The sequence below is a fragment of the Paenibacillus sp. J22TS3 genome, from assembly GCF_018403205.1.
Classification (GTDB): domain Bacteria; phylum Bacillota; class Bacilli; order Paenibacillales; family Paenibacillaceae; genus Fontibacillus; species Fontibacillus tuaregi.
This window is the reverse complement of record NZ_BOSF01000005.1, coordinates 174,463-191,818: the sequence shown is the minus strand read 5'-3', so window position 1 is coordinate 191,818 and position 17,356 is coordinate 174,463. Positions and strand designations below refer to the sequence as shown.

The window sequence follows — 17,356 nt, the reverse complement described above, 5'->3', positions numbered from 1 at the left end:
TAGCGATGGGACGTACTCGTACAGCTTATCCCAATTTGGTGTTGCAATGCCCGCTCCTTTCTTTAAGTCAGTAAAGGCTTGATATAGCGCGTCCATTTCGCCCGAAGACACTGCCTTATCGCTTAGGATGGTTCTACCGATTGGGGTTTTTAGTAAAATTTTCAGCAAAAATAGCAAACTTCTTGCGATTTCTCTAGACAAATTGTTCTTGAGCTGCAGGCATAATGGCATAACCGTTTTCTTTCAGTACTTGATGGCCTTCGTCTATAGCATCCATTACATAGTTAAGCAGCCTCTTGTCTTTGGCAGCTTTGCGCAGATCCCCTTGATAAGAGACGGAAATGCGATTTAAGGGTAGGATCAATACGAAGTGACTTTTCAGCCACTCATCCATATTTGTATAGTAGGTCATGTTATATCTCGTGTTCTTAAAGGCCTGGTCCATAACCGGTCGCCAGGATAGCTGCTCCCCCAAGCCGCCATAAGCCAAGCCCAATTGTGGGCCGCGCACGCAGTTCACCCGGCCAGTTTCTCTCCATCCGGCAAGTGACTGAAATGCAAAGGCAACCTTTTTCTCAACAGGGCTGTTGGTCTGCAAATATTTCCTCATTTCAACGGGACTTGCATTATTGCCCATAATGATGACATGGGTACTGTGATTCGCTGCAAGAGCAGGAAGGACGGCTTCGAAATCCGGATATTTCATCACAACGAAGATAAGGTCATAGATATCCCCCGGCAGTAGTTCTCGAATCACGGTCACTTTATCAACTGTAGTTCGAAGCTGCAAATAATGCCGGATCACATTGCCGCTCTTCTCTAACTCATCCGCCCGCGACCCCCTAGCCAGCATGGTGATATCATTCCCCCCGCGCACTAACTCGTGAGCTAAATAGCTTCCCAATACGCCTGCACCATAAACCAAAATCCTCATATTGTCCTCCGATCTGTTTGTATACTAAAAAAATTTTTTAAATATTTAGTCTGATATTTCAAAAATACAACTCGATTCTATCTGTGAGCAGAAGGGTTTGTCAATAGTTTTTAAATTCTAAGCACAATATTTAAAAACTTCTCGGATTATGTTATATTGACTTTAGATTAGGGAAACAGGATGTGAGATAAGCCTAATGAACAAATTTGAAATAAGGACTCAGAAAAAGAAGACAGCCGTTGTTAATGCCGCTTTAAAGCTCTTTAAAGAGATAGGTTTCGTTCATGTCAGCATCAAGGACATTGCTGCTGAGTCCGGTGTATCCTCTGTATCACTGTATAACTATTTCGGCAGTAAAGAAGGGATTGTCAAAGAATGCGCCAACGTCTTGATGCAGAACACCCTTCGAATGGCCGAGGAGATCATGAGTCAAAACATCGATTTCAAGGAGAAAATCGTTAGAATTATGGATATTTGCGCTGAACAGGATTTTCAATTGCTTGGTTCGCCTGGCGCTGTAGAAGATCGGGTGTTATCGAGTCTTTATAGTGAAAACACAAATCAGATTCGAATTCATATGCTTCAAGAGCTTATTGAACTTGCGCGGAAGGAAGGGGTTATTCACTCTTCCATTTCCCTGGAGACGGTATTGGAGCTGTTAAATGCGATTGGAACGCTCCAATTGTCTTGGGCGAAATCAGGTAATTACAAAGAAAAGATGGCAGAGATGAATCGTCTGCTGTTATTTGGATTGATTGGCAATGATAAATAAATAGGGCGTATGTGATATTGATTTAACTTGCAACGCTTGATGAATTATGTTACATTTCTTTTAGTTAGATAATCTAATTAAATTGCGAAGGATCAGCAAATGAGAAAAAAAAGAACTACAGAGCATTTGGTGGATCAACAACTGCCGCCACTTGGTGTTGGACCTTATCTAGAGCTTATGAATAAGGCCGCCTCCAAAGATACGGAACGTAAATCGGCTCATATGGGACTGCTTATGCTGTGGCTCAGTGACAACGTGCTTGATGTCATGGACCTGGAGTTAGCCCCTTACGGCATTACAGAGAGCAAGCTGGACTTATTGCTTCTGCTTGTGCTGCATGAGGGAAGGGACCTTATTACTCCTTCCGCCCTTGCAGATCGACTCGGCATCAGACGGGCTTCGGTAACTGCTCTGCTCGATTGGCTGGAAAAGAGGAAGTGGATTATCCGCAGCCAGAGCGATCTGGACCGGCGTATGATTCATGTAAGTATTACGGAAGAGGGACGCGAATTAGTCAAGCAAGTTCTTCCGACCTTCTGGTCAACCTGTGCCTCTTTGGTTGAAGGCTTGACCGAAGAAGAGAGTGCGGCTTTTGAGCAAATTTTAATTAAACTGCATCGCTTGGCGGAGAAACGCATGGGAGGAGGGCGATAATTTTTTTCGGAATATGATTAGATTATCTAACTAATTTTATATTATCATAATGAAAGAGGTACTTTTATGACACAAGCATCCGCTGCCAGCATGGCAAAACGGAATTATTCTTTCATGACAGCTTTGTTATGCTGGTCAGGCATGGTTATCATGTCAAGCCTATATGTAACTATTCCTCTCATTTCTCTGTTCTCGGATATTTACGGTGTATCTTCCACGCAGGCTGCGGCTGCGGGAAGCATTTTCTCTTTGGGATTTGCCTTAGGTTGTCTGATATATGGAGCCGTATCAGATAAGTACGGCCGCAAGAAAGTGATCTTTATCGGATTGATTGCCCTAACCTTCATTTCTTTGCTGCTCGGCACAGTCTACAGTTTCTCCTGGATTATCGTACTCCGGGGATTACAGGGTGCAGCGGCAGCAACATTCTCCCCTGTTGCGCTTGCTTATGCGGTAGAGATGTATCCGGCGCAGAAACGGGTAACGGCAATTGGATTCATAAGTACAGGATTTCTGGTTGCCGGTATTGTCGGGCAAGTCTTGAGCGGAATCATCAGTCAACATCTTGGATGGAACGCAGTCTTTTATTTGCTGGCCGCTGTATATACGGTCACCGCTATTTTGATATTGAAGTTCCTTCCGAAGGACGATACTCAGCATCCGAATTCCAGCATTCTGGAGCCGATTCGGAATATGGGCAGAGTTTTCACCCATAAAAATCTGATTTTTGCGTATTTGGTGGCACTTGTGCTGCTGATGTCCTTCGTTAGCATGTCGACCGTGCTTGGAAATTACTTAAACGGCTCTACATTCGGGCTGGATAATCAGGGGATTTTATACGTTCGCTCCTTTGGTGTTTTGGGAATGTTGATCTCGCCTTATGCGGGACGGCTTGCCGGCCGGTTCGGCACACTGGCGGTATTGCGGGGAGGGGTATTGTTAGCTATTCTCGGGCTGGCCTCTTTGGGGCTAATCTCCAATTTGCCGCTGCTCGTCGTGATGAGTATCATTTTCACAGCAGGCATTGCCCTTGCAGTTCCATCCCTTGTCTCGCTCGTTGGTCAATTTGGCGGCAAATCGCGGGGAGTTGCGGTATCGACTTATACGTTTATCTTGTTTGCTGGAACGAGCCTGGGACCCATGATTTCGATTCAATGCTTGAGAACCGGCAGTTACCCACTCACCTTTATTTTGCTGGCGCTTGTGCTCAGCCTGGGATTGTTAGCTGCCTGCCTAATCCGTAAGGAAAGTCCTTCGCTATAACATTAAACATAGCTGTAATCCCGTAGATCGCATTTTTTAGGTTAAACCTTATGTGGGCATCCGCTGCTAAAGAGGCGGAAATGTCCACTTTTTTTATTCAAAGGTTACTGCTGTTCAGGTTCTGCATCCAGAATTCATGTCGGATTCAAATAACATTATGACATGCACTTATATCACAGTGACATTCCAATCCACAAGACTTATCAGATATACTTGAGCTGTCTAATAGTAGGATTATAACTTTATGACATGCCTTGTGGGAGATGTGATAAGAAGATATGTACATATTTCGGTGTTCAACATCGGTATCCCGGCAAGGAATGAGAAAGGATGAAACCAAATGACTTATGCAGCGAACGAGGAGCGATACGAGAAAATGGAGTACCGACGGATCGGCCGGAGCGGCGTCAGGCTGCCAGCTGTTTCGCTCGGCTTGTGGCAAAACTTCGGAGGGGACAAGCCATTTGAGGATAGTCGTGCGATGATATTACGCGCTTTCGATCTCGGTATCACACATTTTGATTTGGCGAACAATTACGGCCCGCCCCCTGGATCGGCCGAAGAAACCTTTGGAAGCGTTCTGAGAAAGGATCTCGCGCCTTACCGGGATGAGCTGTTTATCTCAACCAAAGCTGGTTACTATATGTGGCCAGGTCCGTACGGTGAGTGGGGATCAAGAAAAAACCTGCTTGCAAGCCTCGACCGCAGCCTTCAGCGGATGGGACTCGACTATGTCGATGTCTTTTATCATCACCGTCCTGATGGCGATACCCCGATAGAGGAGTCGATGGGGGCGCTTGCCCATGCCGTGAAGTCAGGTAAGGCACTATATGCCGGTTTGTCCAACTACGGACCGGAGGAGACTAAACAAGCTGCTGCAATTCTTAAGGACCTGGGTACACCACTGCTTGTCCACCAGCCAATGTATTCGATGCTGAACCGCTGGATTGAGAATGGGCTGCAGGATGTACTGGCTGAAGCTGGAGCCGGCACGGTAGCTTTCTGCCCGCTTGGTCGCGGACAGTTGACCGGGAAATATATCGACAAGCTGGAAACTGAGTTTAAAACAGGCCTTCGTACTCTGAAGCCGGTGGCTGTGTCTGCAGAACGGATTGATAAGTTCCGTTCGCTGGAAGCGGTCGCGAAGCGCCGAGGCCAGACGCTGGCGCAGATGGCTCTGACATGGGCGCTGCGGGAAGGCGGCGTCGATTCGGTGCTGATTGGTGCAAGCCGTGTAAGTCAAATTGAGGAAAACGTGCAAGCGGTTCACGCGGATCCTTTATCAGCAGCAGAACTTCAAGAGATCGACCAGGTTATGCATAATATCGGGGATGTTCCCTGGTAGAAGCTGAAGCAAACTTACAACTTGATACGTTAAACAGACAAATCAGTCGGGGATTGTTGAAAGATCCATTGACCTGTCTCTTTTAAGCCCATCGCGAAAGTGTGACGGTGATTGTCCCTTTACTCTTTTAAACATCTTGGAGAACAGCAGCGGGTCGCTATAGCCAACAGAATGAGAGACCTCCACAATGGATAGATGTGGGTTGTTCAGCAGTTCGCCCGCTTTGTCCATCCGCAGGTTAAGCAAGTATTGTTGTGGGGAAACATCTAGAATTTCCTTGAAAAGCACGGACATATAGACACGGTCAATCCCCACCATGCGAGCCACCTGGGAAATCGAAATCCTCTGGTTATAGTTCATTCGGATAAATTCGACCGCTTTACGGATGTACACGTCCTTGGGCCGTGGTTCGGGCAGCAGTTGACTCGTTGCGATCAACATTTCAATCCAATCGGCGAGACACCCGAACAGAATGCTCTGTCTTCGCAGTTCAGACGTGTTATGGTTCTGGTCGCAGGCGGATAATTCATCCAAATAAGGATCGGACCAAAACAACGGAGAGTATCTGAACACAGGTTGAAGGGGAGAGATGTGTACCCGCTCAAATAGAGATATAACCCCAGTACCTGAAAAGGCAATCCACGAATAAATCCAAGGGTCGGTTGGGTCCGCCTCCATATAACATAGAATGTCATCGTATACAATAAAGCCTTGACCTTGCTGAAGATGAAAGGTCTGACCGCCGATCTGGTACAAGCCCTTACCCGCATGGATGAACATGATTTTGTATTGCCCTTTGATGCCAGGGCCCCAAGCGTAGCCGGGTTCACAAACTTGTTTCCCGTGATAACAGTAACAAATATCCATATGGTTATGCGCCTCCTATGATATTACATCATGACATATTTCCGTGCTTTTATCAGCAAAACAAACACATATTTTAAATTGACACGTTAGTGGGAATAAGCCATTCGCTGACGTAACGTTTCGTAAACCGAAGAGGTATTCTTCGGTTTTTTTGTTGGGCTGCGGGTCCATACTGCCCGATTCATTTGAAATATCTTTTCCAAACTGGCAGACTTATTCGTTCTGTGGTGGTGTTTATACTTGTGCAACTATTCCGAACTCGAATATAATACAAACAAGTGTTCTCTCGCTTTGACGAGGGACGGAAATCGGCAACCCCAGCGCCCTATTATCGGAACCATATTGGATGAAGGTGAATTCAAGCATGAAAAGGAACTCAGATGACCTGTTTTTTTCGGAGTTTGATCTTGATGAAGAAGAAACGGGGACGAGCATTCCCGTAAACACTTTTTCGAACCTTGGGATTACTAGGAATGTGTCCATAGAAAATGAAACCCGGGAGCAGCGCTTTACCAATCAGGCCAAAGTCCTCGCGGACCGCATTGGAGATCCCGCACCTTTTGTTCCGTTTATGTGTTACTGGCCCACCTATAACGACATGACCGATCCTCAGCAACAATGGTACTTCTTCTGGAGATCAGAAGTCCGGAATAACCGGTTTCCCCAGACGGATTTGTCCTACATTTTTCTCCATGTCTATGAACTTATTAATGGGGTTGGCTGGACCGAGCCCATAAGCGGACTTACGCAGCTGATCCGGCTGTTAACGCACTACGGGGGGACATTTCATCAGCTCCAGAACTATTTGTTTGAGTGGATCTTTGATTTCACTTTAATCCATGACCTAGCTCTTGAGGCGGATCATCTTACCTCGCTTGAAAGAGAACCGGAAAGGCTCCCTGGCGAATTTCTTGATATGCTGCTGTTAAGCAAATTCCGGGAATCGCCACTCCAGATCTCAATGGACATGCTTTTAACCCTAAGTGATTATGACATGAAACGAAGCCGGTTTTTCCAAGGGGAAGGCAAGGTGGACCTTGAATATTACATTCCTCGTATTATGGCGGTTGTGGATGCTTATGTGACCAAAATGTCTAGCATGCGATTAATTGACTTGTTCTCTCCTGAAACGGAGCAGAGGACTCAGCGGTACCTATTCCGCAGCGCAATTTATGACAGCACCTTGTCCGGGTTCACCATCTCCGTGAGCCGCTTGCCTGTCCGTAATCATGCTCCTCTGCGGCAGTACATAACTCAGGTTCTCAAGTTTGCCGAGAATAGGCTCCGGAAACAGCTGGGCTTTAAAGGGCGCTTAAAAGGAATTGAGCTAGAGCCTCAAGTGGAGCTCCTGATTGATCGTTATCTTTCTAAAGAATACAACCGGAAAACTACTCAGTCAGTCATCCAAATTGACACAGAGAGATTGATCCAGCTGCAGCAGGATACGGAGTATGTGCGTGAGATGTTAACCGTTGAAGAAGAGGGAGCTCCGGCCGAGACATATGAGGAGATCCATACGCATGAAGATTCCGTGAGTGGCTTGATAGATCAGCCGGACAGTTCGGCTATGGATCATGATAACCCCGAGGTTCCTTCAGCAGGATGGGGATGGGATACGGGAACCCTTGGAGAGGAGTGGTCGCTTCTTGCGGAAGCTCTGGAAGAGGTTCATTTAAGAGCTTTGCTGACTCTCATGAGTGACTCCCCGGAGCTAACCCGCTTGGCCGAAGATTATGGAACGCTTCCGGCACTTATTATCGATGAGATTAACCATGCCGCAATGGAGCATATTGGTGATCTTATCGTGTCTGAAGATGGTGTCGTTGAAGATTATTTGGATTACGTGAAGACCTTGAAAGGGTGATTATGATCCTATGAGTGAACAGAAAATACCTAAGCGGCTTACCACGGCGCTTGTCAATTCCCTTACCGCAGGGGTTGTCCCGCGTGTAGGACTGGAGCATGTAGCAGTTGGCCGCAGAGCTGAAGTCGAGGCAATTTTGAGAGATATGGAGAACATAGCGGAGGGAGGAGCAGCCTTTAAGTTTATTACCGGACGATACGGGAGCGGGAAGAGCTTTCTGCTCCAAACGATCCGGAATTATGCGATGGACCGGGATTTTGTCGTCGCGGATGCCGATCTGTCTCCCGAGCGGCGTTTCGTAGGCACAAAGGGGCAAGGCTTAGCCACCTACCGGGAGTTAATGATGCACCTTTCCACCCGGACCCGGCCGGACGGCGGGGCTCTTGAATCTATCCTGCAGAAGTGGATTGCCTCAATTCAGCAGGAAGCGATGAAGGAGCTGGGGCTTCGCCCAGGTGATCCTGCGCTGAACCTGGAAGTCGAACAACGGATTTTTGCTATTACAGCAGAGATGCAAAGCCTGGTGCATGGATTTGATTTTGCGAGGGTGCTGTCCATCTATTGGAACGGTTACAAGCTTGCAGATGATAACCAGAAGCAGGCCGCCCTCCGATGGCTTCGAGGGGAGTTCCCGACCAAGACCGAGGCGAAGCGGGAGCTCAATGTGGGTGTAATTATTGATGATGAGAATTGGTACGAATACATCAAGCTTTGGGCGGAGTTTACGTCACAGTTAGGATATAAAGGACTTCTGCTGTTTATAGATGAAGCCGTTAACTTATATAAAATTACGAATAGTGTCTCCCGGCAAAGCAACTATGAAAAGCTGCTTACCATATTTAACGATACCATGCAGGGCAAGGCGGCGAATCTGGGAATCTTCATCGGCGGGACACCGCAATTTATAGAGGATGAACGAAGAGGTCTGTTCAGTTACGAAGCGCTTCGTTCCCGCTTGATCGAAGGGCGATATGCCAATCAAGGGTACATGAACTACACCGGCCCGATTCTTAAACTCGACATGCTGTCTCATGAGGAAATCTTAATCCTGCTGCTGAAGCTTACCCAGATTCATGGCCAGCATTTTGGATATGCGCCTGCCTTGACCAATGAGGAGCTTATTGCTTTTATGCAAACAGCCGTTGGACGGCTCGGGGCCGATCAGCTGCTCACACCGCGGGAAGTGATCCGGGATTTCATGGATCTCCTTCACACGTTACACCAGAATCCGGAAGTCTCATTTGCAAAGCTTGTTGGGGAGAGAACAGTTCAGCCGGCGGACGCTGATCCGGATGAGGTTAGCGACTTTCTCTCGGAGTTTGAACTATGACTCAGAATCCATTCTACAGGCTTGCTCCGTTTCTTCAGGAATTTATTTATAAAAAGAAGTGGGATTCGCTCAGACCTGCTCAGGTTGAAGCGTGCCGCGTTTGTTTTGAAACTTCACATCACTTACTTATTGCGGCAGGCACAGCTTCAGGAAAGACGGAAGCAGCCTTTTTCCCCGCCTTAACTGAATTGTACGAACGGCCTTCCAGGTCCGTAGGCATTCTTTATATTGGTCCATTAAAGGCACTGATTAATGATCAATTTGAACGGCTTAAGGATCTCCTGCAGAGCTCCCGAATTCCGGTTTGGCACTGGCATGGAGATGTTTCCCAATCCGAGAAAACAAAGCTCATGCGTAATCCGTCCGGTATTCTTCAGATCACCCCCGAATCACTGGAGGGGCTTCTGATGAACCGCCCGAACGCGATCACGGCTCTCTTCGGCGATCTCAGATATGTCATCGTGGATGAGGTTCATGCCTTCATGGGGGCGGATCGGGGAATCCAGGTGTTAAGCCAGATTAGCCGTATTGAGCGTATGACAGGTGCTCACCCCCGCAGAATCGGACTATCCGCAACGCTGAGCGACTATGATTCGGCAAAGGCTTGGCTGGGTGCTGGAAGCCCGCAGGCCGTGGAGGTTGTTACCGCTGGTGCCGGTCGTAAGCTTCGGTTGCGGGTAGATCACTTTTCTTTCCCGGACGCCCGTGACGAGGAACAGGCAGAGCAGCTGGAGAATGTCAGAAAGGCTTACTATAACCATATCTATGACAGCACTCATCTTAAAAAAGCCCTGATCTTCACAAACAGCCGGTCGGATGCGGAGCTGACCACGCTGGAAATGAGAAGGGTAGCCGCCCGGCGGCAGCAACCGGATATATTTCACGTGCATCATGGGAGCATTTCAGCCATGCTCCGGGAGGAAGCAGAGAATGCGCTCAAGAGTGGTCCTGGACCCGCCGTTGCGGCTGCCACTCTAACACTGGAGCTAGGTATCGACTTAGGGGAGCTGGAGCGGGTCGTGCAGCTCGGCGCGCCTTACAGCTCATCCAGCTTTGTACAGCGGCTAGGTCGTTCCGGCCGGCGTGAAGATAAAGCCTCAGAAATGATGTTTGTCATTCAAGAGGAGGAAGACGAAGAAGCGCCGCTGCCGGCCCGCATTCCGTGGACACTGCTCCGGGCAATTGCCGTTATCGAGCTGTATGTGCGGCATAAATGGGTAGAACCCCTGGAGGCCCGCAAACTTCCGATCGGGACGCTGTACCATCAGACCATGAGCGTACTTAAGAGCATGGGGGAAGCTGAGCCTGGCGATTTAGCGAAGACAATACTGACGCTTCCTTCCTTTAGCGACGTGACTCCAGACCAATATAGAACATTGCTCAACTATCTGATACAAACGGATCACATCCAGTGGACAGAGGACAAGACTCTGATCATTGGCCTTACTGGGGAAAAGATCGTGAATAATTTCCGGTTTTATGCCGTCTTTAAAGATGATGAAGAACACTCCGTCTACAACGGCTCTGAGGAACTTGGTTCCATCACCACCGTCCCGCCGCCTGGTTACTGCTTCTCTCTTGCCGGAAAGCTGTGGAAAGTCGTTGAGGTGGATACGAAACACAAGGCAGTGTACGTTAAAGCAGCCAAAGGGAAAGTCGATACGTTGTGGCTTGGTTCAGGTGGGGATATTCATACCATTGTCACTCAGAAGATGAGGGAAGTGTTGGCCAGCGGGGAGATTTACTCGTATCTCTCACCTGAAGCGGTGAACCGTTTGGAAAGAGCCCGGCGTTTGGCAAGAGAAAGCGGGCTGCTCAAGGAGATTATTGTGCCAGCGGGAGGGGACTCCTTGTTCATTCTTCCCTGGATTGGAAGCAAACAATTCCGCACAATGGAACGGTTGCTAAAACACACCCTTTCCACTAGGCTTTCCTTAAGATCGGTTGTACCGATGGAGCCTTATTATATGATTGTGTCAGGGCCAAGCGATGCAGCCACACTTCTTCAGGAAATCATCTCCGCGTGCAGAACCTGCCATGAGGAGCAGCTGCTTGATGACCAGGAGGCTCCATACTTAGGGAAGTATGACGAATTTGTCGCGCCCGAATTAGTGCGAAGCGCTTTTATTGCCGACGGACTGGACCTTAAAGGGCTTGCTGTCAGCTTGGGGTGGGAGCGTATACAGTAAATTAAAAGTAAAAGGCAGCTTAAATAGTCGTATTTAGCTGCCTTTTTTAGGGCTTGTAGAGCTGCTCAGTGCACCATCAGGTGCGCCTCATTATTCGTGGGAGCAGGATAGCGTGTTAGCAATAATACTAACAACAATGTAATATATTGTATAACCTTTAGTAATGTCTAGGAGGGATTATATGATAAGCCAAGTGGTAACCAATGAAGTATTTGCTCGACTTGGGATACACCCCTTAGATACTAAGCTCCTAAGGGGATATAATGATAACGTATTTGAAGCTGGCCAGAATGAGAAGTTCATCGTGAAGATACTGGAGAAATCTGTTAGCTCCGAATTGAGCCTATTGGCTGAGTTGGAGTGGCTGAATTATTTACATATGAAAGGTATAGATGTAGTTAAGCCTTTGTATATCAATGGAACCGACTATATTGAAGAAGTTAATGATGATTACTATTTCGTTGTTTTTCAAAAAGTAAATGGGGTGTATGTTACTCCAAAGGATACGGAGATTTGGGGAGGGGCTTTTTTTGAGAAATGGGGGGAGCTGATGGGTAAAATCCACTCCGCCTCTAAGAACTATTCAGCTAAGAATAGTCGTCCTATGTGGAATGATAACAAAATACTTATAGAATTAGGTGCTCTCGAACTTAATCCTCAACTGATTCAAAAGTGGGCACGATATAATAAAGAGTTTGAAAATCTACCGATATCAAAAGATAACTTCGGGCTAATTCATGGCGATCTTCATTGCGGAAATTTAATTGTTACAAATAGTTCAGTGTATGCCATCGATTTCGGAGACAGCGAGTACCACTGGTTCGCTTATGATATTGCAATCGCGATTTACCATACTGCATTAACTGTAGCTCAACCCGAAAGGGATGAGTTCGCGAAGCGCTTTTTTGATGCTTTCATGAATGGATATGGTAGAGGGAACACAAATACGGATGTTATCAAGGATATTAACTATTTTATAGAGTACAGACATCTCTACTCTTTTACATATCATTCACTATATGCAGATAAGAGCCAACTCACAGAACAACAACTTAAGTATCTTAAAAATATGGAGTTATCGTTAATCAACGACTCACCTTTTCTAACTGTTTTATTAGGTTGAGCTTAAAATTATAAAAAAGCCTTTTATAGCTGCCACTTCGGTTGACTATAAAAGGCTAGCGTCTACAGCATAGCGGTTACTTAGAATTTTTCAGGGAACTGCTTGACAATGCCTTCTGTCAGAATGTCTGCTAAATGAATCATATGAACTTCATTTTTGTCGGTCGCTGCAATATCCGCTTTCCAATTTCCTTTGAGACATTCAAGGACGATTTCCGTAATCAGCTGAAGGTGTGTATACAGCATATCCTGCAGCTCTTTAAACTGCCAATTCGGATTTGCTGCGCTTAAAAATTTGGCGATATCGTCGGCGTTTCTATGCCAATCCGCCTCTAACTTTTTCACATTCTCCTGATTGCCCGATTTGGCCGCCTCTACAATTTTCGCTGCAATCAGAATATGCTCCCTTAGAAGATCAGCCAGTTTGTTGCCGGCGGCTTCCCCATAATAAGGCTTGATCACATTGCCTATATCCTGCTGGTTCCGCAAGAGCCGGTCCAATACGTCCTTCTGGTCGGGACGATTGGATACGGCACTGACAATATAGCTTCTTGTCCATATCGTATGATCGATCCAGACCTTCTGCATATCAACTTTCAGCTGCACCATTTTGGGACTCAGGCAAGTTGTGTCCTTCTTTGCATCCGCCGTCATCGCACGAACAGGTGCTGCTGGCGTCATGCCAAATACGAGCGCCAAGGCTAGCATCAACGCCACTAACGATTTATTGTTCACATTAATCTGCTCCTTTGTAAGTTATGCAATAAAACAGGCTGTCTTATTATGGTGGAAATTTCCGGTTTTATGCAGCGATCGCAAGATAGAAAAGGGGCAAATGTTAGAGCAAATTCCTATGGGGAATGTGCAGGTAAGTTCGTAAGTTCAAATATGCGAAAAAAATAAAAGCCTGGCCAATTCGGCCAGGCTCCATAAAAAATAACACAAAAACAGCACTTCATGTTATAATGAAGAGCGCTATTGACAGCATTGAGTTAAATAAGTGTAAGACTATAATTACTATTCCTAATTTCATCTTACACCAGTGACCTCTGATTTGTCAATGCTCTTTTTTTCCAGACAAGACTGAGAAGGAGTGTTCAGAAAATATGGAAGCAAAGGAATGGCAGACCGAACAAGAACGGCTGGAGCAGGTTAGGGAAAAACTGAAGGCTAAGATCGACGAGTTGGAACCGATGGTTACCGGCATGCGTGATCAGGCTGCCGAGATTCGCCGACGATTCTGGGAAGAAGTTACGGTGAATACGAGTACGGACGAGGACTTTGAAGAAACATTTTATACGATCAAACAACAAGCTGCGGTGTTATCCGAGCGGGAGCGTGGCCACCGGCTTCTGACGCAGCAGTGGAAGAATTTAAACCGGCTGCTCCCTTCTCCTTATTTCGGCCGCTTTGATTTTCTAGAGGACGGCTTGAATCTGAGCGAACAGATTTATATCGGCGTATCTTCCTTCATTGACGAAGATGGCCTGAGCTTTCTTGTGTATGATTGGCGTACTCCCATCGCCAGTCTCTACTACGATTATACTCCCGGTGAAGCCTCTTACATCACACCGGGCGGACCGATCACAGGTAAGATGGAACTGAAACGGCAGTATCAAATTCAAGATGGACAGATCCTACGTATGTTTGATGCTAACGTAACGATCGGCGACGAGATACTTCAGGAGATGCTGGCTAAAGGCGCTAACTCGCAAATGAAGAGTATTGTATCTACTATCCAGAAGGAGCAGAACGCCATCATCCGTAACGATCATAGCCGGCTGCTCATTGTTCAGGGCGCGGCTGGAAGCGGGAAGACCTCAGCGGCCTTGCAGCGCGTCGCATATTTACTGTACAAAAACCGCGACTCGATTAAAGCCGACCAGATCGTGCTTTTCTCGCCGAATGCGATCTTTAACAGTTATGTATCCTCCGTCCTTCCTGAGCTTGGCGAGGAGAATATGCAGCAAACGACATTACAGGAGTATCTGGAATACTGGCTTGGCTCATCCTTACGCCTGGAGGATCCCTTCGATCAGATCGAGTATGTGCTGAGCCCACAATCAACTCCAGATTATGAAGCCCGTCTTCAGGGAATTAAATACAAGGCGTCCGAGACGTTCCTGCGGGCCCTGCAGAACTATGCACAGTGGTTAGGAAGGGAAGGAATGCTATTCAACAGCATCCGGTTTCGAGGCCGTGATCTGATCACTGCGGAGCAAATGAAATCGCAATTTTACAGTTATGATCCCTCGTTGCGGTTGGCTAATCGTGTTAGTCTGCTGCAGAAATGGCTTTTGCAGCAATTAGCACAATTAGAACGCAAGGAGCGAGGGGCGGCCTGGGTAGAAGAGGAGCTCCAATATCTCGATAACGAGCAGTATGCGGAAGCTTTCGGTGCCCTGCATAAGGAGAGGGAGGTCTTCGATATTGCCGAGCATTACGCCGTAGTTTACGAGAAAATAACCAATAAGCGCCGGGAAGATGAAGGCGACTTCGACTTCGCTGAGCGTGAGGAGAATCTGCTCAGCCAAGAGATTGTGAAAATGAGCTTTAAGCCGTTAAAGCAAGGTGTAAAGAAGTTATCGTTTATTAATGTTCAAGGCCTCTACGCCCAATTGTTTGACGATGAATTGGCATATCAGAGCATGACGAATGAGGTGGAGATCCCTGCTTTATGGTCTGAAATTTGCAAGCAAACCAAAGAGAAGCTGGGGCAGCTCGAATTATTTTATGAGGATGCGACTCCGTATTTATATTTAAAAGAACTGATCGAGGGTATTCGAACGAACTCTGAGATTCGTCATGTCTTTGTTGATGAAGGCCAGGATTATTCATTGTTTCAATATGAATATCTCAAGAAGCTTTTTCCTCGTGCCCGCATGACTGTACTCGGAGACTTCGGGCAGGCAATCTTTGCGCAGGCTACAAACTTGCAGGAGTCGGATTCGCCGCTGCACCGGCTTTATGGCGAAGCCGAGACAAGTCTGATCCGGCTTGTGCGCAGCTATCGTTCAACGCGGGAGATCGTGGAGTTTACAAGAGCATTGCTCTCTGATGAGTCCGAAATCATCCCCTTTGAAAGGAGCGGACCGAAGCCTCTACTTGCCAGAGTAGAAGACAACAAGAAACGTGACTCCAGATTATTGCAGGATATCGCTGCACTTAAGGCCGAAGGCTTCGGCTCTATTGCTGTCATTACGAAGACCGCAGCTGAAAGCCGTACAGCCTTTGAATCGTTACAGATGCAAGGAGGAGATGAATTGCATCTTATTACAAAGGATACAGCCACCTTTGAGAAAGGAACGATGGTTATTCCCGTCTATCTAGCCAAGGGTGTTGAGTTTGATGCAGTCCTGGTGTACGATGCTTCGCCTGAAGCTTATGGCCGGGATAACGAACGCAAGCTTCTGTATACTGCGTGTACGCGGGCCATGCATCGGCTTCATCTTTATACAACGGGCGATTGGTCGCCGTTCGTGCAGGCATTGCCTGAGGATTTGTACGAGAAAGCACCCTGCTGACGCAGGGGCCTGTTCTTCCGCGGTAAACACGCGATCAGGATTCAGCAAGCAGATGAGCTTCAGCGGCATCCCGTCCGGCTGCGGCGACATGAACCACCTGTTCGATGCCTCGTGACCTCGGGTATCATAAAAGGCACTTCGCTTACGCAAGCCGCGGTTGCAGGTAGAACGCAATCTACAGCAGGGATCATCCGATGCCGCCCGTTGCTGCTTCACCAGGCGCGAATCGGCTTCGATCCGCCTGAATACTAACAGCCTTGGCCGATAGTTGGCCAAGGCTTATTTGCTATTGCCCAAAGGCGGTAATTTTATTCCACCGAGGTCTGGTTGAAGTCAGTTGAATCTTTCATTTTTTCCATTTCAGCCAGCGTCATTTCATTGCATAAGCGGATAAATTCAAGGATAAGATTGGTTTCCTGTTCATCATAACGTGAAAGGATCTTTATGGTTGAATGCATCACTGAATTGAACAAGGGAGAAATTTGGGCCGAGCTGCCTTCAGCTGGTTTGACCACAACACGTCTCCGGTCTTTCGGGTCCTTATCCCGAATGACATAACCCGCTTGCTCTAATCGATCGATGACATTGGTTACCGCACCGGTTGTCAATCCGGTTAACTGAGCCAATTGTCCGGCGGTAACAGGCCCGGCACGGTTCAAAAAATCAAGGCACTTGTGATCGGTCGCATTCAGGCCTAATTTTTCAGAAATGAGTTGGTGCATCATAACGGCCCGCGCACTGTTTTGGCGTAATTCGTGAAGTAACGACTGCTGTGTCGGGGTGAGGTCAGGAAAATCTGGAGAAATAGTTCTTGACATGACAAAACCTCCAAGTTATTATGAATTTAACTTAATTTATTAAGATAAATAATGAATTAAGAAAGTTTGTTAATTAAGATTAATTGTGCCTTCAGTATACCACAAGGTTAAAGTGTCCGCCAAATTTAAGCTGAGTAAATAACGAAGAGGGCTCTGTAAGTGGAAGAGACAATTCGCTTTACAGGCCATAAATCACAATGGGAGAGTGAATAGAATGAATATTCGTAACGCACATGGTACCGGAGAGATCGAGAGCTTGTTCGAAAGGCTGAAGTTGGCTTGGGACAGAGGAGACGGGGAGGCTTATGGCGTCTGTTTTACAGAGGATGCCGATTATGTTACGTTTCAAGGCGAACATTTGCAGGGGAGAAAGGCGATTGCTGATACACATCAAGAGCTGTGGAACAGCGTATTGAGAGGTTCGGCTTTGGAAGGCGAGATTAAGAAGATTCGCTTTATTACGCCGGAGATCGCGATTTTCCACGGACTGGGCGTCGTCAGACTCAGATGGCAAAAAACGGCCCCGAAGAAAAGAGACTCTATCAATACGAACATCGCCGTCAAACAAAATGGCGAGTGGAAGATAGCCGCTTTTCAGAATAGCCGGATCTCGGGGCCAGGTCTGATGCAAAAATTGTTTACGAAGCTTAGCAAGTAAAGCTTTAATACTATAG

General features: G+C 47.1%; 14 protein-coding genes. 10 read left to right on the top strand and 4 right to left on the bottom strand.

Features of this window, described 5'->3' with window-relative positions; genetic code table 11:
* Positions 1-193: 193 nt before the first annotated feature.
* Complete coding sequence (locus KJS63_RS17260) at positions 194-934, bottom strand: ketopantoate reductase family protein (RefSeq protein ID WP_244862663.1); 741 nt, start codon at positions 932-934, stop codon at positions 194-196.
* Positions 935-1,130: 196 nt separating this feature from the next.
* Here KJS63_RS17260 and KJS63_RS17255 point away from each other — a divergent pair, with 196 nt between their 5' ends.
* The 4 genes from KJS63_RS17255 to KJS63_RS17240 all read left to right on the top strand — a co-directional run bounded on the left by KJS63_RS17255 (position 1,131) and on the right by KJS63_RS17240 (position 4,968).
* The gene (locus KJS63_RS17255) at positions 1,131-1,706 is read left to right on the top strand and encodes a TetR/AcrR family transcriptional regulator (protein WP_213620246.1); all 576 of its coding nucleotides are present in this window, start codon (positions 1,131-1,133) and stop codon (positions 1,704-1,706) included.
* Positions 1,707-1,805: 99 nt separating this feature from the next.
* Positions 1,806-2,360 carry a MarR family winged helix-turn-helix transcriptional regulator gene (locus tag KJS63_RS17250; protein WP_213620245.1) on the top strand — a complete coding sequence of 185 codons (555 nt, stop codon included), beginning with the start codon at positions 1,806-1,808 and terminating at the stop codon, positions 2,358-2,360.
* Positions 2,361-2,426: 66 nt separating this feature from the next.
* Entirely contained in the window at positions 2,427-3,623 is a 1,197-nt protein-coding gene (locus KJS63_RS17245) for an MFS transporter (RefSeq protein ID WP_244862662.1), read from the top strand.
* A gap of 340 nt (positions 3,624-3,963) precedes the next feature.
* Entirely contained in the window at positions 3,964-4,968 is a 1,005-nt protein-coding gene (locus KJS63_RS17240) for an aldo/keto reductase (RefSeq protein WP_213620244.1), read from the top strand.
* A 42-nt stretch (positions 4,969-5,010) separates the two neighbouring features.
* Here the strand turns inward: KJS63_RS17240 and KJS63_RS17235 are convergent, their stop codons facing one another.
* Positions 5,011-5,835, bottom strand: coding sequence for an AraC family transcriptional regulator (locus KJS63_RS17235; RefSeq protein ID WP_213620243.1), 825 nt, complete (start codon positions 5,833-5,835; stop codon positions 5,011-5,013).
* 364 nt (positions 5,836-6,199) lie between these two features.
* Here KJS63_RS17235 and KJS63_RS17230 point away from each other — a divergent pair, with 364 nt between their 5' ends.
* The 4 genes from KJS63_RS17230 to KJS63_RS17215 all read left to right on the top strand — a co-directional run bounded on the left by KJS63_RS17230 (position 6,200) and on the right by KJS63_RS17215 (position 12,341).
* The gene (locus KJS63_RS17230; RefSeq protein WP_213620242.1) at positions 6,200-7,699 is read left to right on the top strand and encodes a TerB N-terminal domain-containing protein; all 1,500 of its coding nucleotides are present in this window, start codon (positions 6,200-6,202) and stop codon (positions 7,697-7,699) included.
* Between the two features lie 10 nt (positions 7,700-7,709).
* Positions 7,710-9,029, top strand: coding sequence for an ATP-binding protein (locus KJS63_RS17225; RefSeq protein ID WP_213620241.1), 1,320 nt, complete (start codon positions 7,710-7,712; stop codon positions 9,027-9,029).
* Positions 9,026-11,218, top strand: coding sequence for a DEAD/DEAH box helicase (locus KJS63_RS17220; RefSeq protein WP_213620240.1), 2,193 nt, complete (start codon positions 9,026-9,028; stop codon positions 11,216-11,218). The genes KJS63_RS17225 and KJS63_RS17220 overlap by 4 nt, the downstream gene beginning before the upstream one ends.
* Before the next feature lie 181 nt (positions 11,219-11,399).
* Positions 11,400-12,341: a phosphotransferase enzyme family protein gene (locus tag KJS63_RS17215; RefSeq protein ID WP_213620239.1), complete on the top strand. Its 942-nt coding sequence runs from the start codon at positions 11,400-11,402 to the stop codon at positions 12,339-12,341.
* Between the two features lie 80 nt (positions 12,342-12,421).
* Here the strand turns inward: KJS63_RS17215 and KJS63_RS17210 are convergent, their stop codons facing one another.
* Positions 12,422-13,075, bottom strand: a complete 654-nt coding sequence (locus KJS63_RS17210) for a glycosyltransferase (protein WP_213620238.1) — start codon at positions 13,073-13,075, stop codon at positions 12,422-12,424.
* Between the two features lie 371 nt (positions 13,076-13,446).
* Between KJS63_RS17210 and helD the strand changes: the two genes are divergently transcribed.
* Positions 13,447-15,864 (top strand): RNA polymerase recycling motor HelD, encoded by a 2,418-nt coding sequence (gene helD, locus KJS63_RS17205; protein ID WP_213620237.1) that lies wholly within the window; start codon positions 13,447-13,449, stop codon positions 15,862-15,864.
* A gap of 308 nt (positions 15,865-16,172) precedes the next feature.
* Here helD and KJS63_RS17200 read toward each other — a convergent pair whose 3' ends face one another.
* Positions 16,173-16,682 carry a MarR family winged helix-turn-helix transcriptional regulator gene (locus KJS63_RS17200; protein ID WP_213620236.1) on the bottom strand — a complete coding sequence of 170 codons (510 nt, stop codon included), beginning with the start codon at positions 16,680-16,682 and terminating at the stop codon, positions 16,173-16,175.
* Positions 16,683-16,896: 214 nt separating this feature from the next.
* On the opposite strand from KJS63_RS17200, the gene KJS63_RS17195 reads away from it, so the two are divergent.
* Positions 16,897-17,340: an SgcJ/EcaC family oxidoreductase gene (locus KJS63_RS17195; RefSeq protein WP_213620235.1), complete on the top strand. Its 444-nt coding sequence runs from the start codon at positions 16,897-16,899 to the stop codon at positions 17,338-17,340.
* Positions 17,341-17,356 lie beyond the last annotated feature (16 nt).

What these genes read in the sequence shown, in the direction of transcription:
- KJS63_RS17260 (WP_244862663.1), bottom strand. Translation starts at nt 934, where the DNA reads ATGAGGATTTTGGTTTATGGTGCAGGCGTATTGGGAAGCTATTTAGCT.
- KJS63_RS17255 (WP_213620246.1), top strand. Translation starts at nt 1,131, where the DNA reads ATGAACAAATTTGAAATAAGGACTCAGAAAAAGAAGACAGCCGTTGTT.
- KJS63_RS17250 (WP_213620245.1), top strand. Translation starts at nt 1,806, where the DNA reads ATGAGAAAAAAAAGAACTACAGAGCATTTGGTGGATCAACAACTGCCG.
- KJS63_RS17245 (WP_244862662.1), top strand. Translation starts at nt 2,427, where the DNA reads ATGACACAAGCATCCGCTGCCAGCATGGCAAAACGGAATTATTCTTTC.
- KJS63_RS17240 (WP_213620244.1), top strand. Translation starts at nt 3,964, where the DNA reads ATGACTTATGCAGCGAACGAGGAGCGATACGAGAAAATGGAGTACCGA.
- KJS63_RS17235 (WP_213620243.1), bottom strand. Translation starts at nt 5,835, where the DNA reads ATGGATATTTGTTACTGTTATCACGGGAAACAAGTTTGTGAACCCGGC.
- KJS63_RS17230 (WP_213620242.1), top strand. Translation starts at nt 6,200, where the DNA reads ATGAAAAGGAACTCAGATGACCTGTTTTTTTCGGAGTTTGATCTTGAT.
- KJS63_RS17225 (WP_213620241.1), top strand. Translation starts at nt 7,710, where the DNA reads ATGAGTGAACAGAAAATACCTAAGCGGCTTACCACGGCGCTTGTCAAT.
- KJS63_RS17220 (WP_213620240.1), top strand. Translation starts at nt 9,026, where the DNA reads ATGACTCAGAATCCATTCTACAGGCTTGCTCCGTTTCTTCAGGAATTT.
- KJS63_RS17215 (WP_213620239.1), top strand. Translation starts at nt 11,400, where the DNA reads ATGATAAGCCAAGTGGTAACCAATGAAGTATTTGCTCGACTTGGGATA.
- helD (WP_213620237.1), top strand. Translation starts at nt 13,447, where the DNA reads ATGGAAGCAAAGGAATGGCAGACCGAACAAGAACGGCTGGAGCAGGTT.
- KJS63_RS17200 (WP_213620236.1), bottom strand. Translation starts at nt 16,682, where the DNA reads ATGTCAAGAACTATTTCTCCAGATTTTCCTGACCTCACCCCGACACAG.
- KJS63_RS17195 (WP_213620235.1), top strand. Translation starts at nt 16,897, where the DNA reads ATGAATATTCGTAACGCACATGGTACCGGAGAGATCGAGAGCTTGTTC.